This window comes from Labedella phragmitis, assembly GCF_004078635.1.
GTDB lineage: Bacteria > Actinomycetota > Actinomycetes > Actinomycetales > Microbacteriaceae > Labedella > Labedella phragmitis.
Genome location: NZ_RZNB01000001.1, coordinates 856,134 through 878,133 on the forward strand (window position 1 = coordinate 856,134; position 22,000 = coordinate 878,133).

The window sequence follows — 22,000 nt, forward strand, 5'->3', positions numbered from 1 at the left end:
ACGAAGCGGATATTCAGGCACCTAGACGACGACGGAGACCGCCGTGACCCCAGCGCCCGAGCAGCACTCCACCACGATCTCGGGCGGGACCCGGCCCGACCTCGTGGTCGTCGCTCGCGTCGTGCACACGCTCGATCCCGAACTCGGCGACGTCGAGGCGCTCGCGATCCGCGACGGCGTCGTGGTGGCGGCCGGCGGTCGGGACGTCGCCGAGACGTGGGCCGACGGAGGAGTCCGGGTCATCGATCTCGGTGACGCCGCCGTGACGCCGGGGCTCGTCGACGCCCACCTCCACCCGATCTCCGGACTCGAACTCGCTCGCGGTGTGGACCTGAGCGGATGCGAGGACCTCGACGCCGTCGCGGTCGCTCTCGCCGAGGCCGCTGCCGGCGTCGGTGCCGACGACTGGGTCTCCGGTTGGGGGCTCGACCCGAACGTCTTCGGCACGACCGAACCCCACGGTGGCGTCCTCGACGACGCGCTCGGGGGTCGACCTGCGTTCGTCATGCTCTTCGACGCGCACTCGGCGATCGTCTCGCGTGCGGCCCTGAATCGCGCGGGCATCGCGGGTGAACGGGAGTTCTCCGACGCCTCCCGCATCGTCGTCGACGCCTCTGGCAGCCCGACGGGTCTCCTGCTCGAGAACGAGGCCATGCGCCTCGTCGAGTCGATCAAGCCGACGGAATCGTTCGACGAGCGCGTCGCGCACCTCGTCGCGGTGCTGGAGGGGATGGCCGGGACGGGCATCACGGCCGGTCACGTCATGGACATGCACGACGACGACGCCATCGCGGTGCTCGAGGCCGTCGAGGCGCGCGGTGAGCTGCCCATCCGCCTCCGCATCTCGCCCATGTGCGTGCCCGGGATGACCGACGTCGAGTTCGACGCCTTCGTCTCCCTGCAGGGTCGCCGCGGCCGCCGGTGGGCGATCGAGGGCGTGAAGCTCATGATCGACGGCACGATCGACAATGGGACGGCGTGGTTGCGCGAACCCGATACGCGCGGCGAGTCCACGGCCTCCTTGTGGCTCGACCCCGCCGAGTACGCAGGGCGGGTGGCCGAGCTGCACGACCGGGGGATCCCGACCGCGACGCACGCGATCGGCGACAAGGCCATCGAGGTCGTCGTGCGGACGCTCGCCGCCCTCCCGCGCACCGGGGTCCAGCATCGCGTCGAGCACGTCGAGACGCTGCCGGACGACGTGCTCGCCGTGTTCGCGGAGGCGGGTATCGCCGCGAGCATGCAGCCGACGCACTGCACGCACTACACGCGCGCGGACCAGACCGATAACTGGTCGGTGCGGCTCGGTCCGGAGCGGGCGGATCGCGCGTGGCGGATCGGGGACCTCCGCGCCGCGGGTGTCACGGTCGCCCTCGGGAGCGACTGGCCCGTCGCACCGTACGATGCACGCGCCTCCATCGCCGATGCGATCCTGCGCCGCCCCGCTCTCAAGCCGCACGTCGCCCCCGTCCTTCCCGACCAGGCGGTCTCGGCGCTGCAGGCCCTCGAGGGGTACACGACACACGCCTTCGCGTCGATCGGAGCGGTCGGCGGCACACTCGCCATCGGCGCCCCGGCCGACCTCACGGCCTTCGCTGTCGATCCGCTCGACAGCGACCCGGACGACTTCGCCGCCTCGGCCGTCCTCCTGACCCTCGTCGACGGCGTCCCTGTCATCGGGGCGGACGAACGGGTGGATGCGTGAGCGCCTGGCGGATGCCCCACGAGGCGGGTGAGCAGGTCCGGACGTGGATGGGCTGGCCGGCGCCGGCCGAGACCTTCGGCCAGGGGGCGGACGAGGCGGAGGCGGCCGTCGCGGCGTGGACGGGCGTCGCGAACGCGATCGTCGACTTCCAGCCCGTGACGATGCTCGTCCCGACCGCGTTCGTCCCGGACGCCCGCCGCGCGTTGTCGGAGGCCGTCGAGATCGCCGAGGTGGCGATCGACGACGGCTGGTTGCGGGACAGCGGACCCACTTTCGTGCATGCCGCCGACGGGACCGTCGCCGCCGTGGACTGGCGCTTCAACGGCTGGGGGCAGCAGCCGGACATCCGATGGGAGGAGGACCAGCACACCGCGCGCCGCGTCGCGGAGCTCGCGGGCGTGCCGGTCGTCTCGTCGCCCATCGTCAACGAGGGCGGCGGCATCCACGTGGACGGGCGGGGCACCGTGCTGGCGACCCGCTCGGTCCAGCTCGATCCGTTCCGCAACCCGGGGCTCACGGAGGAGGACATCGAGCGCGAGTTCGCGCGCACCCTCGGCGTCGATCGGGTGATCTGGCTCGACCGCGGCCTGTACCGGGACGCCCAGACCTACGGCACCCGCGGCCACGTCGACATCGTCGCCGCCTTCGCGGATGCCGGCACGCTCCTCGTGCACGACCAGCGGTCGGAGGAGCACCCGGACGCCGCCATCATGCGCGGCGTCATGGAGGTGCTCGGCGACGCCGTCGACGCCGACGGGAAGGCGTATCGGATCGTGCGCGTCCCCGCACCGGTCGCACTGCGCGACGACGAGGGATTCGTCGACTACAGCTACATCAACCACACGCCCGTGAACGGCGGCGTCATCGCGTGCGTGTTCGGCGACCCGAACGATGCCGTCGCGGCGGAACTGCTCGCGGAGGCGTACCCGGGCCGCGAGGTCGTCGCGGTCGACGCCCGGCCGATCTTCGCGCGCGGAGGCGGCATCCACTGCATCACACAGAACGAGCCCGTCCCGCTCTCCTGACGCCGCACGACGGGGTGGGCGCCTCGCCCCCCGGTGGCCACGTGGGAGACTGGCGCCGTGAACGCTCGTCTCCCCGAACCGCAGACGTTGACCGGTCGCTCGGTCGTCCTCTCCCCGCTCACCCGCTCCGACCTGCCCGAGCTGCACGCGGCGATCGCGCACCCCGAGGTGTTCGCGGGTGGATACGGCGGCGGTCCCGCCGGTCTTCCCGAGGATCTGCCCGCGTTCCTCGACTTCGCCGAGGCGTACTACCCGTGGACGTCGGGCATCCCGTTCCTCGTCTCGACCGTGTCGACGCCCGAGAACCCTCGCGTCGTCCTCGGCACGACGTCGCTCGCGGACCTCGACGTCGTGAACCGCGGGGCCCACGTCGGGTGGACGGCCTACGACCCGCGCGTCTGGGCGACGTCGGTCAACGTCGAGAGCAAGCTGCTCGTCCTCGGTCTCGCGTTCTCCCACGGCTTCGACCGTGTCAAGCTGCAGGCCGACGCGCGGAACGCCCGGTCGCGCGCGGCGATCGCCAAGCTCGGCGCCGTCTTCGAGGGCGTCCTCCGCCACGACCGCGTCCGCGCAGACGGATCCTGGCGCGATACCGCGGTCTACTCGATCCTGTCCGAGGAGTGGCCCGACGTGCGCGCCGCCCTCGAGTGCCGCCTCGCCGCCGACACCCGCCCGCTTCCGATCCGCTGACGCTCGCCGCGGTACGCTGCGGCAAGACCGGCTCGGCCCCGACGCCACTTCCCGCCGCGGCGGGAAGTGGCGCTTCCGTGACCGAATGCCGCCGGTGCGGCACGGCGCCGACCGGTAGCGTCGTCCCGTGAGCACCACGAACACCTCCCCGACAGCCACAGCCCCCTCCGTCTCCGGCCGCCGCGCCGGCGTCATCGTCACCGTGCAGTTCCTCGCCCTCGGCCTCGTCTGGGGATCGAGCTTCCTCTTCATGAAGGTCGCCCTCGACGGCGTCTCGTTCGGTCAGGTCGCGTGGGCACGCCTCGTCTTTGGTGCGCTCACCCTCGCCGTCATCGCGCTCGTGATGCGCGTCCGACTTCCGCGCTCCCCGAAGGTCTACGGCCACCTCACGGTCGTCGCGATCTTCTACGCCGTCATCCCGCATCAGCTCTTCGCGTGGGCCGAGCAGTACGTCTCGTCGAGCCTGGCCTCGATCTACAACGCGATCACGCCGCTCATGACGGCGCTCTTCGCCGCCTTGCTCTTCCGGGTGGAGAAGTTCGACGCCGGTCGCGTCGTCGGGGTCGTCCTCGGCTTCGTCGGCGTCATCGTGATCGTCGCGCCGTGGCAGGTCGGGGCGCTCGTCGGTGACCTCGGCGGGCAGCTCGCGTGCCTCGGTGCCGTCGCCTGCTACGGCTTCACCTTCGGGTACATGCGCCGCTTCCTCAGCCCCTACGCCCTCCAGCCGATCACCGCGGCGTTCCTCTACATCTCGATCGCGGCGCTCATCATGGTCGTCCTGACCCCTGTCGTGGCGTGGTCGCCGGTCCGGCTCGACGTCTGGATCGTGTTGAGTCTCCTCGCGCTCGGGGTGCTCGGCACGGGAGTCGCGTACATGTGGAACATGAACGTGTTCGACGCCTGGGGTCCGACGCCCGCGTCGAGCGTCACCTACATCACGCCCGTCGTGGGCGTCGTCCTCGGCATCGTGCTCCTGGGAGAGCGGCTCTCCTGGAACCAGCCGATCGGCGGCCTCGTGATCTTCCTCGGCATCCTGCTCGCGCAGCAGCGCATCCGGCTCCCGCGTCCGCGCGGCGCCTGACCCGCTCTCAACCGGCTCCCGGCACCCGACCCCCGACCCCCGGCACCCGGCACCCAGCACCCGGCACCCGACCCCCGGCCGCACTCATGCCCGAGCTTCCGCTGGTTGTCACGAATCAGCGGTGTTCGCGACGGATGACCGCGGATTCGTGACAACCCAGGATCACTCCGGGGGATGACGGGGATGCGCCGGTGGGGCGACGCGCGATCGCTCGGCCGACGCGAGGCTGGAGAGCATGAACACTCCACTCCTCCATGCCTCGTCCCTCGTCCTCCGGTACGGCTCGACGACGGCCCTCGCGGGCGTCGACCTCGTGATCCAGGAGGGCGAGTCCGTCGCCATCATGGGCGCGTCCGGTTCCGGCAAGACGAGCCTCCTCCACTGCCTCTCCGGCATCCTCCGTCCCGACGGCGGCTTCGTCCGCTTCGCCGGGCCCACGGGCACCGTCGATCTCTCGACCCTGTCGGACGGTGAGCGTTCGCGCCTCCGTCGCGAGGCGTTCGGCTTCGTCTTCCAGCAGGGACTGCTCGTGCCAGAGCTCACCGCCGTCGAGAACGCCGCGCTGCCGTTGCTCCTCTCCGGCTACCCGCGAGCGGACGCCGAGGCGCGCGCGGCCGCATGGCTCGCGGCCCTCGGACTCCGCGGCCTGGAGGCACGCCGCATCGGCGAGCTCTCGGGCGGTCAGGCGCAACGCGTCGCGATCGCGCGCGCTCAGGTCGGCGGCGCGACCCTCATCTTCGCCGACGAGCCGACGGGGGCGCTCGACTCCGCGACGAGCGTCGACGTCATGGACGCGCTCCTGCGGTCGACCACAGGTCAAGGGCACACGCTCGTCGTCGTGACCCACGACGAGAAGGTCGCCGCCCGGTGCTCCCGCATCGTGCGACTCACGGACGGCCAGGTCGTGAGCGATTCGGCGGGAGCGGCGTCCTCGCGATCGACCGTGCCGGCGCCCGGCGCCTTCGCCGGTCCGGCCGCCGCCTCGACGACGACGACCGCGATCGCCCACGTGCCGACGACCGACGGCCCCGCGTTCGGCGGCGCCGGATGGGAGTCCGGACGATGAGCACCATGGCCCCTCCAGCGCCCACGCCCACGTCGGCGTCGTCCCGGCCGACCGGGCGCGCTCCCATCGCGCGTCTCGCGTGGATGCTCGCGCGTCCGGGCGCCGCGAGTCCCGCGACCGTCGCCCTGCCGATCGTCGCTTTCGCCGTCACGACCGCGCTCCTCCTCATCGTGCTCGGCGGCGTGCTCATGTTCTGGCAGCGGACGGACGAGAACGCTCCCGCTTTCCAGATGCTGAGCCTGCTCGCCATCGCGCTCCTCATCGTCCCGCTCGCGACGCTCGGCGGAGCGGCGGCCCGGCTGTCCGCGCGGCGGCGCGACGACCGTCTGGCGACGCTCCGACTCCTCGGCGCAACGACCGGGACGGTCACCCTCGTGACCGTCGTCGAGTCGACGGCGCTCGCGTTCCTCGGCGCGATCGCCGGAGTCGTGCTCTACCTCGTCAGCATGCCGCTCGTCGGACTCATCCCGTTCGGCGGCGGTCCCATCGGACCCACCGCCATCTGGACGGGCCCGCTCGCGATCCTCGGCGTCGTGGTGGGGGTCGCCCTCCTCGCTGCCGTGAGCTCGGTCGTCGGTCTCCGCGCCGTCGTCGTCTCCCCGCTCGGTGTCCGGCTCAAGCAGCGCGCACCGCACACGTCGTGGGTGCGCCTGCTCGTCGGAGCGATCATCGTCGCGGTCGCCTACGCGACGCTCAGCAGCCTCGGCGTCATCACCGACGTCGCGATCCTCGTCGGAGCCCTCGTCGGCGCGTTCGCGGCCTCCGTCGCCGTCCTCGGTCTCGTCGGTCCTTTCGCGTTGTCGATCTTCGCGAAGGTGCGATTGCGCCGGGCGAAGACCGCCGAGCAGCTCATCTCCGCCCGCGGGATCCTCGAGTCGCCGAAGGCCGCGTGGCGCCTCGTCGGCGGCGTGGCGATGACGAGCTTCGTCGCCGTCGTGGCCGGGACGGGGACGGCGCTCCTCGAGTCGTTCTCCGCGCACTCCACCTCCGAGGCGCTCTTCATCGCGGACATCCGCACGGGAGTGCTCATCACGCTCGTTGCCTCGTTCGTGATGGTCGCATGCTCCGTCGGTGTCGGTCAGGCGGCGGCCGTGCTCGACCGGCGGGACCTCTACGTGAGCCTCGACCGCGTCGGCATGCCCGTCTCGACGATGGACACCGCGCGCGTGCGCTCGGTCATGCTGCCGCTCCTGTTCGTGGCGATCGGCTCGGCGCTCCTCGGTGCGCTGCTCGTGTTCCCGCTCGCGGGACTGACGCTCATCATGGCTCCGCTCTCGCTCCTGGTCATCGCGATCTGCTTCGTCCTCGGTCTCGCCCTCGTGCGGCTCTCCCTCCTCGCGACGCGGCCGATCCTCACGAACGTGCTCGCACATCCGGAGCGTTCGCTCGGCTGAGCGCCCGCCCCGGCGGATAGGGTTTCGGTATGCCGGATAGCGACGTCACAGCCCAGCTCACCCGCTTGCGCAAGAGCATCGACAACATCGACGCTGCTCTCGTGCACCTCCTCGCGGAGCGCTTCAAGTGCACGCAGGAGGTGGGGCACCTGAAGGCGACGCACGGCCTCCCGGCTGCCGATCCCTCGCGCGAGTCGCAGCAGGTCGAGCGGCTCAGGGCGCTCGCCGAGGAGAGCGAGCTCGACCCCGCGTTCGCCGAGAAGTGGTTCTCGTTCGTGGTGGCGGAGGTCATCCACCACCACGAACAGATCGCGTCGGAACGGGCGTGAGCGTGGCGCCGTCGGAGCGCTGGGATCCCGAGCGGCTCCCCTCGCAAGCAGGCAGGACGGCGGTGGTCACGGGTGCGAATGCTGGGCTCGGTTTCTTCACCTCTCTGCAGCTCGCTCGCGCCGGTGCCCGCGTCGTCCTCGCCTGCCGTGACGAGAAGCGGGCGGCGAACGCGCGCGCGGCGATCCGTCGGGCGGTGACCGGGGCCCAGGTCGACGTCGTTCGCCTCGACACCGCCGATCTCTCCTCTGTGAGGGAGGCGGCGGGCGAGCTCTCGCGGCTCGACCGGCTCGATGTGCTCATCACGAACGCGGGCGCGGTGCATCCGCCGAGGGGGCGCACCGTCACGGCCGACGGGCTCGAGCTCGTCGGGGCGACGAACCATTTCGGGCATTTCGCCCTCGTCGGGGGAGTGCTCGATGTGCTCGAGCGCACACCGGGCGCTCGAGTCGTGACGCTCGGCAGCATCGCGACGCGACTCGTCCGGCTCGACGTCGACGACCTGCAGCTCGAGCGGCGGTACACGGGCTGGCGCGCCTACGCGCAGTCGAAGATCATGGCTTGGTCGTTCGGACTCGAGCTCGACCGACGCCTGCGCGCCTCCGGCCGCGGCACGCGCGCGCTCGTCGCCCACCCGGGCTACTCCATCACCGGCCGCACGCCGATCGTGCGCGGCGTGAACGAACCGGGGGTCGGTCAGCGCTTCGTCGACAACCTGCAGGCGTCCTTCACGCAGGGGAAGGATCGCGGCGCCTGGCCGACGGTGCGCGCGGCGATCGACCCGGCTGCCGACGGCGGCGAGTCGTTCGGGCCGCGCTACCTCGTCAAGGGCGCTCCGGTCCGCGAGACGCCCGCGGGCGTCGTCCGCGACCGCGCGACGGCCGCCGCGATCTGGGCGGAGAGCGAACGGGCGACCGGCGCCCCCCTCCTCCCCCTCTCCCCCCATTGATGCGGCGATGGTGCGCGTAGTTACGCGCACCATCGCCAAATCAATGTACGGGGGTGGGGGCGAAGCGCCGGGCCGGGACGGTCCGCTCGGTCGCGACGCGGATCGTCGAGACGATGAGCGCACCGAGCGTCCAGAGCACGAGGGCGAGGATCGCGGGGGCGAGTCCCGACGTGTCGGCGACGATCCCGCGGATGGCCTCTTGCGCCGGAGCGACCGGGAGGAAGCCGAAGACCGCGTCGAGGGCCCCCGGCACCGTCGCGACGATGCCCGTCGCGAGCGTCACGAGGGCGACGATCATGGCGATGAAGCGACCCGCGCCGCCGAAGACCGCGATGAGGGCCTGCATGACCGCGGCGAACGCCACCCCGGCGAGGGCGAGCAGCCCCGCGAAGCCGAACCATTCCGCGACGCCGAACTCGAGCTGCAACTGGAGCACGCCCGCGACGAGCACGCCCTGGATCGCTCCTGCGATTCCCGCGGGGAGGAAGGAGCGGAGCACGAGGCCGACCGACGATCGCGTCGAGCCCACGAGGGTCGTCGGCACCGCACGCAGCAGGACGAACGAGGCGAACGCGCCGAGCCACAAGGCGAGCACCGCGTAGAACGGGGCGCCCTTCGACCCGAAGTCGACGTCGCCGCCCTCGGTCGCGACCGGGTCCGCGACGACGGACGCGAGGTTCTCGCGCTCCGACTCGTCGTACGTCGGGAGCGACTCGACGGCCTGGTCGAGACCGTCGGCGAGCTGTCCGACGCCGTCCGCGAGCTGGCCGGAGCCCTCCGCGAGGGTCGACGTGCCGTCGGCGAGCTGCGTGACGCCGTCGGAGAACTGGTGGACACCATCCGCGTACTGCGACGCACCGGACGACAGCTGGCTCGCGCCGCTCGAGAGCTCACTCGTTCCGGAGGCGAGTTGCGCGCCGCCGTCGGCGAGCTGCGCAATGCCGGACTTGAGTGCGGGGAGGCTGGACACGAGTGCGGGGAGGGTGGCAGATAGATCCTCCACGCCGCCCGCGATCGCGCTCAGGCCGGCGGACGATCCGACAAGACCGGGGTTGGCCGGCGTGGACCCGGGCGTCCCGTTCACGATCGCGCCAAGCTGTCCGCAGAATTCGACATCCCCGCCTGCCTCGATGCAACCGGCGGCGAGACGCTGAAGAGCTTGCGTCTGCTGCTTGACCCCGGCAGCGAGAGCGGTGGTGTTGCCTGCGAGGCTCACGATGCCGGCGGCGTCACTTTTCGCCTTGTCCGGGTCATCGGGGAACCCGGACGTGCTCTCGGCGAGATCGCCGAGCCCACCCGCCAGCTGCTGCGCGCCACCGTTCAACTGGCTCGCACCGTCGGCAAGCCCGCTAGCCCCACTGGCGAGACCGTCAGCCCCCGTCGCAAGGGCGTCGGCGCCCGTCGCGAGTTCACCGGTTCCGGTGGCCAACTCGTCGGCACCCGATGCGAGCTCGTCGGCGCCGTCCGCGGTCTGCTGCGCGCCGTCGGCGGCCTCGCCGAGCTGGTCGCCGAGCGTGTTGAAGCCGAGGTAGATGTTCTCGAGGTACGACGTCGTGAGTTCACGACCCGTGAGCGACGCCGCCGTGGACGTGATGGTCGCCGTGAGGGCGTCGTCGACGAGACGCGTTCGGTCGGACGTCGTGACGTCGATCGTCGCCTGCTCGGCGTCGTCCGGCTCGCCGCCGACCGAGGTCGCCGCCTCGGAGAAGTTCTCCGGGATCGTCACGACGGCGACGTAGCTGCCGTCCGCGAGGCCGGCGTCGGCGTCGTCCTCGTCGGTGATCACCCAATCGTAGTTCGGGTCGTCGTTGCCCACGAGACCGGCCGAGAGCTGACGGCCGAGGGGCACTTGCTGGCCGTCGAGCTCGACGGGCTCGTCGTTGTTGACGATGGCAGCCGTCACCTGGGGGAGGCGCTCCTCCGGGTTCCAGAGGGCCCAGACGAGGATTCCCGCGACCACGAGGGGGACGAGGATGATGCCGAGGATGGACGGCCAGCCGATGCGGCGGTGGCTGCCGGCGCGTTCGAGAATGCTCACGGGGGTGCTCATGCGCGTACCTGCGTTCCTGCGTGTCGAGAGTCTGTCGATGGGGCCGGCGGCGTGGTGACGGAGCCCGAGAGCCGGTGGGTGATGCCCGGTGTCGGGAGCACGTCGCTCGTGTCCCCGGTCGTCCCGAGCAGGAGGGCCGTGCCCGTTCCCGAGCGCGACTCGGCCGTCGCCGTGGCGCGGAGGAGATCGCAAATGCGTCCCCGCTCGGCGCTATCGGTCACGACGTCGACGCCGTCGACCGCGAGCACCGACGGCCGCTCCGCGAGACTGCGGCGCAAGGCGATGACGGGGTCCTCAGACCGGGCGAGATCGACGTAGCCGGTGCGGGAGCGGACTCCGCTCGCGCGGACCGGGAGCGGGAGCCCCGCGACCTTGAGGCGGCCGTCCGAGATCTCGAGTCGACCTGTCAGTGCCAGGAGCGCGGCCGAGACCTCGTGGGGCGACGACCCCGAGACCACGGCGGATCCGCCGACGGGCACGATGAGAGAGAGATCGTCGAGGATGGTCGCGTCGTCCGTCGCGACGCGGACGCCTTGCGCGGCGATCGCGATGTCGTCGCCGCCGAAGTCACGGAGGGCGAGCTCCTTGTGGATGCCCTCGCCCTCGACGTCGAAGCGGGGGAGGGCACGGTCGAGCCGCTTCGGGATCCACCACGCTCGCTCGCCGAGCAACGCGAGGATCGCCGGGATGAGCGTCATCCGCACGACGAAGGCGTCGATGAAGACACCCGTCGCGAGTCCGAGCGCGATCGGCTTGATGTTCGTGTCGCCCTCGGGAACGAAGGCCGCGAACACCGCGAACATGATGACCGCCGCGGCCGTGACGACCTTCGCGGAGCCGAGGAAGCCCGTCGTGATCGAGCGCCGGGCGTCTCCCGAGTGCACGTAGTCCTCCCGCATGCGGGCGACGAGGAAGACCTCGTAGTCCATTGCGAGACCGAAGAGCACACCCATGAGGATGATCGGCATGAAGCTGATCACCGGCCCGGTGTTCGCGACGTGCAACAGGTCCGCGCCGACGCCGTTCTCGAACACGAGCGCGACGACGCCGAACGACGCCAGCACCGACAGCAGGTACCCGAGAGCCGCCGTGACGGGGACCCAGATCGAGCGGAACACCATCGTGAGCAGCACGAGCGAGAGGCCGACGACGAGGATGCCGAACGGCAGCAGGGCGCGGCCGAGCAGGTCGGAGATGTCGATGCCGACGGCCGTGAAGCCCGTGACCGACAGGTCGACGTCGTACTCCTCGAGGAAGTAGTCGTGCATGTCACGGATCTCCGCGACGAGCGCCTTGGTCTCCTCCGAGTCGGGGGCGCCCTCCGGCACCACCTGGATGATGCCGGTGTCGGCCGTCATGTTGGGCGTCGCGAGCGGCACGGCGGCGACGCCGTCGAGGTCCTCGAGCTCCGACTTGAGATCGTCCATGAGGCCGAGCGGGTCGGTGCTCTCGACGATCGTGCCCGTGACGATGAGGGGACCGTTGAAGCCCTCGCCGAAGTGCTCCGACGCGAGGTCGTAGCTCACACGCGCGGGATCGTCCTGGGGGAGCGCGCCGGCATCGGGCAGCGCGAGCCGCAGCCCCATCGCGGGCAGCGCGAGGAGTGCGACGGCTCCGACCACGACGACGATGGTCACGATCGGCCAGCGGGTGGCGGCGCGCACCCAGCCGCGGAAGAAGCGGTTGCCGGCGGCCGGATCGTCGGTCGTGGACGCGTGGGCGAGGTTGTCGTTCGTGATCGAGCGGTACTTCTTGGCGACGACGCGCTTGCCGGCGAAGCCGAGCAGGGCCGGGATGAGGGTGAGGGAGATGATGACGCCGATCCCCACGCCGACGGCGGCGGCGACGCCCATCACCGTCAGGAACGGGATGTTGGCGACGGCGAGGCCCACGAGCGCGATGATGACCGTGAGGCCCGCGAAGATGACGGCGGAGCCCGCGGTCGCGACGGACTGGGCGGTGGACTCCTCGGGGTCCATCCCCCGTTTCATCTGGTCCTGATGCCTCGAGATGATGAAGAGCGCGTAGTCGATGCCGACGGCGAGGCCGAGCATGAGCGCGAGCATCGGCGTCGTCGACGAGATGTCGGCGAACGCGGTCGAGACGAGGATGAGGGAGATCGTGATCCCCACGCCGAGGATGGCCGTCAGCAGCGGCATGCCGGCGGCCAGGAAGGAGCCGAACGTGACGATGAGCACGACGAGTGCGACGCCGACGCCCACGAGCTCCACGAGGCTGAGTGCGGGGATGGCGTTGCTGTAGAGCTCGCCGCCGAGAGCCGCCTGCGATCCCTCCGGCAGGTCGTCGGAGAGCGTCGCGGCGGCGTCGGTGACGCCGTCGATCGTCGACTGTCCGATCTCCCCGCGCTGCCCGTCGAACTGGATGCGGATGATCGCGGCCTGCTCGTCCTCGGAGATCGCCCCGTCGACGTTTTCGTCGAAGGGGGAGACGGCGGAGTCGACGTCCGGGAGGTCGTCGATCTCGGTCACGGCGTCCTCGATCGCGCCCGTCACCTCGTCGTCCTCGACCGTCTTGCCGTCGGGTGCGACGACGACGATCTGCGCCGTCGCGCCGCTCACCTGGGGGAAGGTCGCGCTGAGGCTGTCGAGCGCCTCCTGCGACTCCGTGCCCGGGATCGAGAAGCTCGTCTCCGTGCCCTGCTGGAAGAGGAGGGCGGATCCGCCCGCGAGCGCGAGGATGATGATCCAGATCGCGACGACGGTCTTGCGCATGCGGAACGCCCAGCGCCCGAGCGAGTACAACAGTGAGGACACGCGGTCTCCTGAAGAAGGGATGGATAGGATTTCGATACACCGGCGTATCCGATACACGAATGTATTCGATACACTGGTGTATCGCAATCCCGCACAGGAAAGGCTCAGATGTCCACAGACGTCGATGTGTCGCCTCCGGCCGCCGACTCGGAGCGCCGTCGCCGCACGCGTGAACGCCTCATGGACGCGGCGTTCGAGGTCTTCGCCGAGGTCGGTGTGCACACCGCCTCCGTCGAGGCCATCTGCGAACGCGCCGGCTTCTCACGCGGGGCGTTCTACTCCAACTTCGAGTCGAAAGAGGAACTCTTCTTCGCGCTCTCCGATCGCGAGGTCGACAAGACGCTCGCGCGAGCGACCGACATCGCTCGGGAGGTCTTCCCCACGAGCGCTCCGAACGGCGAGGACGTCGCGGAGGTCGTGCGCACCATGATCCAGTTCGTCAGGGGGGAGGCGAACTGGCACCGCATCGTCGCCGAGTACCGCCTGCTCGCGATGCGCAACGGCGACATCGCGACGCGCTACCTCGACTTCACGCGTCGCCTCAACGAGCGCGTCGGCGACATGCTCGAGACCATCACCCTCGGCGCGGGGCTGCGATTCGTCGGCGACATCCGTCTCATCTCGCGCACGCTCATCGCGCTCTCGAGCGCCATCACCGAGGAGCAGATGCTCGTCGGCGAGGGCGCCACCGGTGCGGAGAGCACGGGCGACTCCCTCGACTTCGATGCGATCGTCGCCTACGTACACCTTGTCACGGAGCCGGCCGAGGACTGATCGCGGTGTGAGTCAGCGCGTGCCTGCGGCGTGCGCGTGGTCGCTCGGAACGGAGCCGGCGATCTCCTGCTCCCGGCGGATCGCGACGATCGTCACGTCGTCGGGGAGGTGCTGTCTGCGTGCTTCTCCCGCCACCCAGTCAACGAGAGCGTGCGGATGCGGCGCGTCAGCGGCGAGTGCGGCGATTGCTTCGATCGCCTCGAGCGCGTCGTCATAGAGGTCGAGGACGCCGTCGCTGAACACGACGACCATGTCGCCGGTCTGCAGCCTCACCTCGCGCGTCGACCAGCCCCCGTCGAGCGCTATGCCGACCGGGAGACCGTCCGACACGAGCCGCTCCCACGATCCGTCGGCCCTCACGATGATTCCGAGACCGTGCCCGCCGTCCGAGTAGGCGAGCACTGCGGCGTCGGTCCGGAGACGTGCATGGAAGAGGGTCGCGAACACGACGGCGTCGCCGAGTTCGGTCGCGAGCATGTTCGAGGCCCGTTCGAGTGCAACCGTCGGGTCGATCTCGGTGCGAGCGCTCCGTACGACGGCGCGGACGGTGGCCGCGATGATCCCGGCGCCCGCCCCTTTCCCCATGACGTCGCCGATCGTGAACGCGAGCCCTTCATCGGTCCGATACCAGTCGAAGAAGTCGCCGCCGATCGCTCGCGACGGCACGCACGCGCCCGCGATGCTCCACCCGCTGAGGGCGTCGAGGGGCGGGGGGAGCAGCGACTGCTGCACGTCGGCCGCTTTCGAGAGTTCGCTCGAGGCTTCCCGCTCACGCTCCCGCACGGTCTCGAGGCGAAGCCGGGCCTGTTTCGACACTTCGTTGATGATGGCGGCGGCAATGCCGAACGACACCGCGCTGAAGGCACTGCGGATGATCTCCCTCAGGAGGATCGCTTCGTCACCGCCCAGGACGAAGGGGAGGAGGAGCACGACGCAGACGCCGAGGAACGCATAGACGACGTAGCGTCTGCCCGCCTCCACGGCGAACCACACGACCGGGAGCACGACGAGGGACACGAAGATCGACCGGCTCTCGCCGGTGGCGAACCGCAGGACGCCGATCGCGATGAAATCCAGGGCCGGGATGATACTCAGATAGCGCGAGAGTTGAGGTCGCCTGGAGACGAGAGCGGCGAGCGCTGTCGCGACCCCGATGACGAGGAGACCGGACACGAGCCCCGGGACGCTCGTGACGACGAGGGTCGGCATGCCGATGCTCGCGATCGTCGCGACGACGAAGATGACGGTGATGGGCGTCTGCCGCAGGAGTGCGGACGGCGAGGCGAACCACCGGTCGAGGGACCCTGTCAGTGGCGAACGGCTCACACGGGGAGAGTCAATCGTGCGTGTCACTGCGCCTCTTCGAGATGCTCCACTCGTTGCCGCGCTCCGAGTTGCGATAGTCGAGGGTGTCGACGAGCATCTGCACGAACGCCAGTCCGCGCCCGCTCTCCGACAGGGGGTCAGGAAGAGAGCGGTCGTGGAGGGAGAGGTCGGCGCTGACCCCGCCGTCGTACAGGGTGGCCGTGAGGGACTCGGGAGAACAGGTCACCGTGAGATGCCATGTCACGCCACCACCGTCGTCGGCATGCTGGATGACGTTCGAGGCGAGTTCGATGACGGCCGTCTCGAACGCCATGCGATCGGTGGGCACCACTCCGGGGTTCGACGACCAGACGCCTTCGAGGAAGCCGTGCACGTCGTCGACGTCGCCGGGAGGAGAGCTCAGCAGGAGCGAGTGCTCGGTCATGCTTCCTCCGCCCTCGGTGAACCTGACACTCACCCTAGCCGTGAAGCCCGATGCTGTCCGCCCCCTCACGAACCCCCGTCCGGGGCGCTCTCGGGGTTCCGCAACGGGTTCCGGAGCGCCCGGCCGCCGCCGTACCGTTGCCGCATGGCACTCTCCGAAGGCGACAGGATCTCGTGGAACACCTCGCAAGGCACGACGTACGGCACGACAGTGCGCAAGCGCGTGAGCGAGTTCGAATTCGACGGGCAGACGTTCAAGCCCACGAAGGACGACCCGTACTGGATCGTCGAGTCGGAGAAGTCCGGCAAGCAGGCCGCTCACAAGGAGTCGTCGCTCACGAAGGAGTGACGACACACAGATGTGCGGGTTCCGTCCTCCACCCCTGAGAGGCGGAGGACGGAGCCCGCACGCGGGTCGGCAGCCGCTAGCTGACGCGCGTGGCGACGCGGTTCTCCGCGCCCACCATCCACGCGTACTGCTCGAGCTTCTCGATGATGCCGTGCAGGATGTCGGCGCTCGTCGGGTCGTTCTCGTCGACGGTGTCGTGCACCTCGCGCATCGTGCCGACGACGGCCTCGAGGCGCTGGACGACGAGGTCGACGGTCTCGGCCGTGTCGATCTCGCCGTGCGGGAACTCGGGAAGCGTCGTCGTCGCCGAGACGGTGTCGCTGCGGCCGTCCGGGACGGCATGCAGCGCGCGCAGCCGCTCGGCCACCTCGTCGCTGAACTCGCGCGCCGCGTCGATGATCTCATCGAGCTGCAGGTGCAGGTCGCGGAAGTTCTTGCCGACGACGTTCCAGTGGGCCTGCTTGCCCTGGAGGTGCAGTTCGATGAGGTCGACGAGCACGGCCTGCATGCAGTCCGTGAGTTCCTTCGAGGCGACGAAGCCCTTCTCGGCGTTCTGGCGGCGTGTCTTCTTGCCGCCGGCGTCGGCGGGAGCGGTGGTCGTGCGTTCGAGAGTGTCGGTCATTCCTTCTTCTCCTTCGTGCCGCGACGTTCGCGGCGTCTTTCGGTGGTGGTGGTCGGTGGGACGGTGGGTCAGATGGTGGCGACGGATCCGGCGTCGACGCGGTAGTTCGATCCGTTCACGAACGAGGCGAGATCCGAGCAGAGGAAGGCGATGACGCTCGCGACCTCCTCCGGGCGGCCCCGACGGCCGAGCTCCAGGTACGGACGCTCCTCCTCGAGGAACGACGCGATCGCCTCGTCCACGTCGGTGCCGCGCTGCTCCGCGCGCTTCTCCATCATCGCGTCGGTCATGGGCGTGTGGATGAACGCGGGCGAGACCGCGTTGACGAGCAGTCCCTCCGACGCGTAGCTGCGGGAGAGGCCCTTAGACAGGGCGAGGATCCCGGCCTTCGCCGAGCAGTAGGGCAGCTCGTCGTCGTACGGCTGCACGGCGTCCTCGCTCGCGATGAGGACGAGTCGCCCCCACCCTCCCGAGCGGAGATCCGGAAGGAACTCGCGCACCAGCCGCACCGGTCCGAACAGGTCGGTCTCGATCGTGTCGACCCAGCCGGCGTCGTCGATCTCGTGGAAGAGGCCCTGGGCCCCGGTGACGCCGGAGGACTGGACGAGGATGTCGATCTCGCCGACGACTTTGCGGGTCTTCGTGTGCAGCGCGGCGAGCTCGTCGACGCTCGTGACGTCGGCGGCGAACGCGAAGAGTCGCCCCTCGGCTGCGTCGAGGGCCGCCGCGGCTTCGTCGAGACGTCCCTGCTCCCGGTCGGAGATCACGACGATGGCGCCCTCGGCGAGCAGGGTCTGGGCCGTGTGCCAACCGATCCCCGAGTCGCCGCCCGTCACGAGGGCGACGCGTCCGGTGATTCCGAGGTCCATTCGACTCCTGTCCGCGGACGCCCGATGCGCCCGGATCAACCCTCCTCCGGTCGCGCCGGGATCGCAGGGGGTTGCACATCCAGGATCGACGCGTCAACCTGACGGCTCTCCTGCGCGTCTTCTTCTCAGCCCGCGAACGCGAAGACCGGGCGACCCGGGACGTCGACCTGCAGCGTGAAGATCCCGCCGCTGTCCGGGCTCCTCTCGAGGTCCTCCGGCGACACGTTCTCCCGGGCCGTGCCGACGACGAGGGTGCGGAGGTCGTCGCCACCGAGCGTCACGCTCGTGACGTTGGGTGCCGGCACCTCGACGGTCCGATCGATCGAGCCGTCTGGCGCCCAGCGTACGACGACGCCCTCGCCGTAGAGGCCGTTCCAGAGGTAGCCGTCCACGTCGCGGACGATGCCGTCGGACGGGCGGCCCTCGAGGTACGGCGCGCGCTCGCCGAGAGGACCGGTGCGGGGGTACGGCGCTCGGAAGACCGTCGAGAGGTCGCTGTCCGTGAGGATCATCTCGGTGCCGTCGTCGTTCCACTCGAAGCCGTTCGTGGTGCCGAAACCGCTCGCGAGCAGCGACACCGTGCCGTCGGGGGACACGCGGTGGATCTCCGCGATCGGGCCGTCGCCGCCCTCGTTCACCCCGCCGACGATGAAGTCGCCGAACGGGTCCACCTTGCTCTCGTTCACGCGGACCGACCCGGAGGTGAGGGGCAGCACGGCGAGCTCGCGTTCGATCGCGCCCCGCTCCTCGAGGAGGAGGACGCGATTGCGGTCGCCCGCGACCACGAACCCACCCCCACGCCGCGGCTGCACGGCGGACACCGGGGGCGGGAGGTCGACGACGGTGTCAGCGGAGCCGTCGGTCGGCCCATCGATCGGGCTCACGTGGAGCCTGCCGGCAGGGATGTCCACCCAGCAGATCGCCCGCCGACCGGCGTCCCAGTAGAGGCTCTCGACGAGCTCGGCCCCGGTGGAGCGGAAGGTGCGCATGGTCATCTCGTGGTCTCCTCGATCGTGATGGCGGCGTTGATGAGCGCGAGGTGGCTGAGCCCTTGCGGCAGGTTGCCCCAGAACTCGCCCGTATCCGGGTCGATCATCTCGGAGTAGAGGCCGACGTCGTTCGCGAGGGCGATCATCCGCTCCATGAAGGCGTGCGCCTCGTCGCCGCGACCGACGCACGCGAGGGCGGAGGCGACCCAGAAGCCGCACGCCACGAAGGGGAACTCCTCGGATTCGATGCCCGTATAGCGGTACGGCGGACCGTCCGTCCCGAGCTCCGCGAGGATCGCGTCGATGGTCGACGACATGCGCTCACCGCGGTCGAAGCCGCTCGGCGCGTGCAGGAGCACGGAGGTGTCGAGCTCGTCGCCACCCGGGTGCATCGTCCACGCCTGCCTCTCCTCGGACCAGCAGTTCTCCCACACCCACGCGTGGATGCGATCGCGCTCCGTCCGCCACCGCTCGACGCTTCCCGTGAGGCCACCCGCGTCCGCGAGGTGGACGGCGCCGTCGAGCGCTTGCCAGCAACCCATCATCGACGACGTGTGGCGGCGGAGGTCCGGGAGCTCCCACATCCCCGAGTCCGGGTGCCGCCACAGGTCGCACGTGACGTCGGCGACCTGCGCGAGGAGCCGACGGGTGGGGACGTCGAGCACATTCCCGCCCGCGACGTGCTGGCGCGCGATGTCGATGAGGTCGCCGTACACGCCGAGCTGCAGTTGCGATCCCGCGGGGTTGCCCGACACGACGGGTCCCATACCGCGCCACCCGGGGGCGTTGTGCTCGACGGGTGCCTCAGGGTCCTCGCCGCGGAGGTCGAAGAAGACGCGGAGGCGGGCGCCGTCGGACTTCACGGCTCGCAGGATCCAGGACAGCGCGGAATGCGTCTCCTCGCGGAGCCCGAAACGCACGAGCGCTCGCGTCGTGTACGCGAGGTCGCGCACCCACGCGAACCGGTAGTCCCAGTTCTTGCCGCCGCCGCGGCTCTCCGGGAGCGACGTCGTCACCGCCGCGGCGATCGCGCCCGTCTGGCTGTGGATGAGGAGCTTGAGCGCGAGGGCGCTGCGGTGGACGGAGTCGGCCCATGGCCCGTCGTACGCGAACGTGCGCGACCACTGCCGCCACTCCTCGATCGTGCGGTCGACGCGGCGGACGGCCGCCCCGGGCTCCGCCACGTGGAGCGGTTCGTCGAGCGTGCCCGTGATGATCAGTGCGTGCGTCGACCCGTCCGAGGTCGTGAAGGACCCCGTCGGCATGCCGTCACCATCCGCGCCGGCCTGCCGCCCGGGTTCCGGTCCCGTCCGGTCGTGCGGGCCATGCCCCTCACCGGAGACGGCGAGGGACGCGCCGTCGACGTGGAGCACCGTGCACGCCGCACCACCGACGTTCCCCTCCTCCGCCTCGGGGTCACGAGCTCTCGACGGGAGATCCTCGACCCATGGGGACGCCGTCCCCAGGGCGGTCCCCGGGCGCACCGCCCATCGCATGTCGACGGTGCCCGACAACCCCTCGATCCGGCGGGAGAGTTCGGTCCACGGCAGCGGCCCCGCGATCCCGGTGACCAGGGCGTCGGTGACACGCACGGTCCCCGTGTCGGTCGTGAAGGTCGTCTCGAGCACGTTCGTCCCCCGCACGTAGCGACGGGACGAGCGGAAGTCGCCGACCGGTCGCAACTCGACGCGGCCGCCGCCGGTCTCGTCGAGCAGCGACGCGAACACGGGAACGCCGTCGAGAGCGGGCACGCCCATCCAGTCGATCCGACCATCGGAGCGGATGAGGGCGGCCGTCCGGCCGTCGCCGATCACGGCGTAATCGCGCAGGGGGGCGTAGTCGTCCGGGTCCGGCGGCGTGCGAGGCTGCATCCCTTCACCCTAGGCATGCCCCGCCGTCGCGCGCGGGGACTTGCGCCGGTCGCGGGGGAGCGGCAGTCCCGTCGACCGGCTCAGGAACGCGACTTGTCGGCCTTGGCCTTCGCCCTCGCCTTGTCGGAGTCGGCGAAGAGCGTCTCGGCGTGCTCGAGCTCCATGCCGTTCGTCTCGGGGATCTTCCGCCACACGTAGAGGCCGGAGAGCAACGCGAGCGCCGCGTACATGCCGTACGTGAACGGCAGGGAGAAGTCGGACAGCGGCGGGAACGAGACCGTCACGAGGAAGTTAGCGATCCACTGGGCTGCGGCGGCGACACCGAGGGCCTTCGCGCGGATCCGGGTCGGGAAGATCTCCCCGAGCAGCACCCAGACGAGCGGACCCCACGACGCGCCGAATCCGACGACGAAGAGGTTCGCGGCGACGAGCGCGACAGGACCCCACGCCCCGGGGAGCGACACGTCGTCGCCCGAGCCCTCCGAGAACGAGAACGCGAGGGCCATCGCCGCGAGCGAGAGCGTCATGAGGGCTGAGCCGCTCAGGAGGATGGGCTTCCGCCCGATGCGGTCGACGAGCACGATCGCCACGATCGTCACGAGCACGTTCGTCACGGACGTGATGACGCTCACGAGCAGCGAGTCGGACTCGCTGAAGCCGACGGCCTTCCAGAGGCTCGTCGAGTAGTAGAAGATCACGTTGATGCCCACGAACTGCTGGAACACCGACAGGGTGATGCCCACCCACACGATGGGCTGCAGACCGAATGCCTTACCGCGGAGCGACGCGTTCGCGTGCTTCTTGTCCTCGTCGATCGCGGTCTGGATGTCGCGCACCGCACGATCGAGATCGTCCTCCGGCACGAGGCGCGCGAAGATCGCCCGTGCCTCGTCCGTGCGCCCCTTCGCCAGCAGGTAACGCGGCGACTCCGGCATCGTGAAGGCGAGGACCCCGTACACGATGGAGGGGACGACGCCGACGAGGAACATCCAGCGCCAGGCCTCGAGACCCCACCAGAGCTGCTCAGACGCGCCGCCCGCCGTGTTGGCGAGGACCGCGTCGCTCAGGAGCGCCGCGAAGATGCCGAGCGTGATGGCGAGCTGCTGGAGCGAGCCGAGGCTCCCGCGGATCTGACGCGGCGCGATCTCGGCGATGTACGCGGGAGCGACGACGGAGGCGATACCGATGCCGATACCGCCGACGATGCGCCAGACGACGAGATCCCACGGGCTGAAGGTGAGCGCCGAGCCGATGGAGCTCGCGAAGAACATGATCGCGCCGATGAACATGACGCGCAGGCGGCCGTAACGGTCGGAGAGCCCGCCGGCGACGATCGCGCCGAGTGCACAGCCGAGGAGGGCGACGGCCACGATGAAACCGGTGAGCGCGCTGCCGAGCTCGAAGTTCCCGTCGATGGAGTCGACCGCGCCGTTGATGACGGAGCTGTCGAAGCCGAAGAGGAAACCACCGACGGCGGCCGCGACGGAGAGCACGACCGCTCGTCGGCCGTAGGGTGTTCTCACGGTGAAGCGGGTGTCGTCTGTGTTGTCCGTCTGTTCAGCCACTCGCACACGCTAGTCGCGTCGTCGGTCGTGGGGGCGAGGGTGGACAAGCGTGTCGCGGAACGATAGACCTCCGGTCGCGCACCGGCGATGCGCCGCGAGACGACGAATCCCCGGTGGGAATCGCATTCCCCCGGGGATCCGTGATGATCCG

The 22,000-nt window shown here is 70.3% G+C and carries 19 protein-coding genes; 10 read left to right on the forward strand and 9 right to left on the reverse strand.

The window, feature by feature from the left end; translation table 11 throughout:
• Positions 1–43: 43 nt before the first annotated feature.
• The 8 genes from ELQ90_RS04160 to ELQ90_RS04195 all read left to right on the forward strand — a co-directional run bounded on the left by ELQ90_RS04160 (position 44) and on the right by ELQ90_RS04195 (position 8,237).
• On the forward strand, positions 44–1,705 hold the full coding sequence (locus ELQ90_RS04160; protein ID WP_243695987.1) for an amidohydrolase: 1,662 nt from the start codon (positions 44–46) through the stop codon (positions 1,703–1,705).
• A complete protein-coding gene (locus tag ELQ90_RS04165) occupies positions 1,702–2,730 on the forward strand; it encodes an agmatine deiminase family protein (RefSeq protein WP_166408821.1) in 1,029 nt (342 codons plus the stop codon). The genes ELQ90_RS04160 and ELQ90_RS04165 overlap by 4 nt, the downstream gene beginning before the upstream one ends.
• Positions 2,731–2,787: 57 nt before the next feature.
• Positions 2,788–3,420: a GNAT family N-acetyltransferase gene (locus ELQ90_RS04170; RefSeq protein ID WP_128493969.1), complete on the forward strand. Its 633-nt coding sequence runs from the start codon at positions 2,788–2,790 to the stop codon at positions 3,418–3,420.
• Between the two features lie 127 nt (positions 3,421–3,547).
• The gene (locus tag ELQ90_RS04175; RefSeq protein WP_243695988.1) at positions 3,548–4,501 is read left to right on the forward strand and encodes a DMT family transporter; all 954 of its coding nucleotides are present in this window, start codon (positions 3,548–3,550) and stop codon (positions 4,499–4,501) included.
• 235 nt (positions 4,502–4,736) lie between these two features.
• Complete coding sequence (locus ELQ90_RS04180) at positions 4,737–5,567, forward strand: ABC transporter ATP-binding protein (protein WP_128493970.1); 831 nt, start codon at positions 4,737–4,739, stop codon at positions 5,565–5,567.
• Positions 5,568–5,572: 5 nt separating this feature from the next.
• On the forward strand, positions 5,573–6,961 hold the full coding sequence (locus ELQ90_RS04185; protein WP_128493971.1) for an FtsX-like permease family protein: 1,389 nt from the start codon (positions 5,573–5,575) through the stop codon (positions 6,959–6,961).
• A gap of 29 nt (positions 6,962–6,990) precedes the next feature.
• A complete protein-coding gene (locus tag ELQ90_RS04190; protein ID WP_128493972.1) occupies positions 6,991–7,290 on the forward strand; it encodes a chorismate mutase in 300 nt (99 codons plus the stop codon).
• Positions 7,287–8,237 carry an SDR family NAD(P)-dependent oxidoreductase gene (locus ELQ90_RS04195; RefSeq protein WP_243695989.1) on the forward strand — a complete coding sequence of 317 codons (951 nt, stop codon included), beginning with the start codon at positions 7,287–7,289 and terminating at the stop codon, positions 8,235–8,237. The genes ELQ90_RS04190 and ELQ90_RS04195 overlap by 4 nt, the downstream gene beginning before the upstream one ends.
• A 40-nt stretch (positions 8,238–8,277) precedes the next feature.
• Here the strand turns inward: ELQ90_RS04195 and ELQ90_RS04200 are convergent, their stop codons facing one another.
• Complete coding sequence (locus tag ELQ90_RS04200; RefSeq protein WP_128493973.1) at positions 8,278–10,287, reverse strand: YhgE/Pip domain-containing protein; 2,010 nt, start codon at positions 10,285–10,287, stop codon at positions 8,278–8,280.
• Positions 10,284–13,061: an MMPL family transporter gene (locus tag ELQ90_RS04205; RefSeq protein WP_128493974.1), complete on the reverse strand. Its 2,778-nt coding sequence runs from the start codon at positions 13,059–13,061 to the stop codon at positions 10,284–10,286. The genes ELQ90_RS04200 and ELQ90_RS04205 overlap by 4 nt, the downstream gene beginning before the upstream one ends.
• Positions 13,062–13,169: 108 nt before the next feature.
• On the opposite strand from ELQ90_RS04205, the gene ELQ90_RS04210 reads away from it, so the two are divergent.
• Positions 13,170–13,835: a TetR/AcrR family transcriptional regulator gene (locus ELQ90_RS04210; RefSeq protein ID WP_128493975.1), complete on the forward strand. Its 666-nt coding sequence runs from the start codon at positions 13,170–13,172 to the stop codon at positions 13,833–13,835.
• Positions 13,836–13,847: 12 nt separating this feature from the next.
• Here ELQ90_RS04210 and ELQ90_RS04215 read toward each other — a convergent pair whose 3' ends face one another.
• Positions 13,848–15,161, reverse strand: coding sequence for a PP2C family protein-serine/threonine phosphatase (locus tag ELQ90_RS04215; protein WP_128493976.1), 1,314 nt, complete (start codon positions 15,159–15,161; stop codon positions 13,848–13,850).
• A gap of 10 nt (positions 15,162–15,171) precedes the next feature.
• A complete protein-coding gene (locus tag ELQ90_RS04220; protein WP_128493977.1) occupies positions 15,172–15,585 on the reverse strand; it encodes an ATP-binding protein in 414 nt (137 codons plus the stop codon).
• 144 nt (positions 15,586–15,729) lie between these two features.
• Here ELQ90_RS04220 and ELQ90_RS04225 point away from each other — a divergent pair, with 144 nt between their 5' ends.
• A complete protein-coding gene (locus ELQ90_RS04225; protein ID WP_128493978.1) occupies positions 15,730–15,933 on the forward strand; it encodes a hypervirulence associated TUDOR domain-containing protein in 204 nt (67 codons plus the stop codon).
• Between the two features lie 76 nt (positions 15,934–16,009).
• On the opposite strand, the gene ELQ90_RS04230 is transcribed toward ELQ90_RS04225, so the two are convergent.
• From ELQ90_RS04230 to ELQ90_RS04250, 5 genes are all read right to left on the reverse strand, one after another.
• The gene (locus ELQ90_RS04230) at positions 16,010–16,555 is read right to left on the reverse strand and encodes a Dps family protein (RefSeq protein ID WP_128493979.1); all 546 of its coding nucleotides are present in this window, start codon (positions 16,553–16,555) and stop codon (positions 16,010–16,012) included.
• Positions 16,556–16,623: 68 nt separating this feature from the next.
• A complete protein-coding gene (locus ELQ90_RS04235) occupies positions 16,624–17,424 on the reverse strand; it encodes an SDR family NAD(P)-dependent oxidoreductase (RefSeq protein ID WP_128493980.1) in 801 nt (266 codons plus the stop codon).
• A 125-nt stretch (positions 17,425–17,549) separates the two neighbouring features.
• Positions 17,550–18,419 carry an SMP-30/gluconolactonase/LRE family protein gene (locus ELQ90_RS04240; protein WP_128493981.1) on the reverse strand — a complete coding sequence of 290 codons (870 nt, stop codon included), beginning with the start codon at positions 18,417–18,419 and terminating at the stop codon, positions 17,550–17,552.
• Positions 18,416–20,284, reverse strand: a complete 1,869-nt coding sequence (locus ELQ90_RS04245) for a glycoside hydrolase family 15 protein (RefSeq protein ID WP_128493982.1) — start codon at positions 20,282–20,284, stop codon at positions 18,416–18,418. The genes ELQ90_RS04240 and ELQ90_RS04245 overlap by 4 nt, the downstream gene beginning before the upstream one ends.
• A gap of 80 nt (positions 20,285–20,364) precedes the next feature.
• Positions 20,365–21,849: a sugar porter family MFS transporter gene (locus ELQ90_RS04250; protein WP_128493983.1), complete on the reverse strand. Its 1,485-nt coding sequence runs from the start codon at positions 21,847–21,849 to the stop codon at positions 20,365–20,367.
• Between the last annotated feature and the right edge of the window lie 151 nt (positions 21,850–22,000).

Excerpts from the sequence above, each read along its gene's own strand:
- ELQ90_RS04180 (WP_128493970.1), top strand. The coding sequence starts at position 4,737 with ATGAACACTCCACTCCTCCATGCCTCGTCCCTCGTCCTCCGGTACGGC.
- ELQ90_RS04185 (WP_128493971.1), top strand. The coding sequence starts at position 5,573 with ATGGCCCCTCCAGCGCCCACGCCCACGTCGGCGTCGTCCCGGCCGACC.
- ELQ90_RS04190 (WP_128493972.1), top strand. The coding sequence starts at position 6,991 with ATGCCGGATAGCGACGTCACAGCCCAGCTCACCCGCTTGCGCAAGAGC.
- ELQ90_RS04200 (WP_128493973.1), bottom strand. The coding sequence starts at position 10,287 with ATGAGCACCCCCGTGAGCATTCTCGAACGCGCCGGCAGCCACCGCCGC.
- ELQ90_RS04210 (WP_128493975.1), top strand. The coding sequence starts at position 13,170 with ATGTCCACAGACGTCGATGTGTCGCCTCCGGCCGCCGACTCGGAGCGC.
- ELQ90_RS04220 (WP_128493977.1), bottom strand. The coding sequence starts at position 15,585 with ATGACCGAGCACTCGCTCCTGCTGAGCTCTCCTCCCGGCGACGTCGAC.
- ELQ90_RS04225 (WP_128493978.1), top strand. The coding sequence starts at position 15,730 with ATGGCACTCTCCGAAGGCGACAGGATCTCGTGGAACACCTCGCAAGGC.
- ELQ90_RS04230 (WP_128493979.1), bottom strand. The coding sequence starts at position 16,555 with ATGACCGACACTCTCGAACGCACGACCACCGCTCCCGCCGACGCCGGC.
- ELQ90_RS04235 (WP_128493980.1), bottom strand. The coding sequence starts at position 17,424 with ATGGACCTCGGAATCACCGGACGCGTCGCCCTCGTGACGGGCGGCGAC.
- ELQ90_RS04240 (WP_128493981.1), bottom strand. The coding sequence starts at position 18,419 with ATGACCATGCGCACCTTCCGCTCCACCGGGGCCGAGCTCGTCGAGAGC.
- ELQ90_RS04245 (WP_128493982.1), bottom strand. The coding sequence starts at position 20,284 with ATGCAGCCTCGCACGCCGCCGGACCCGGACGACTACGCCCCCCTGCGC.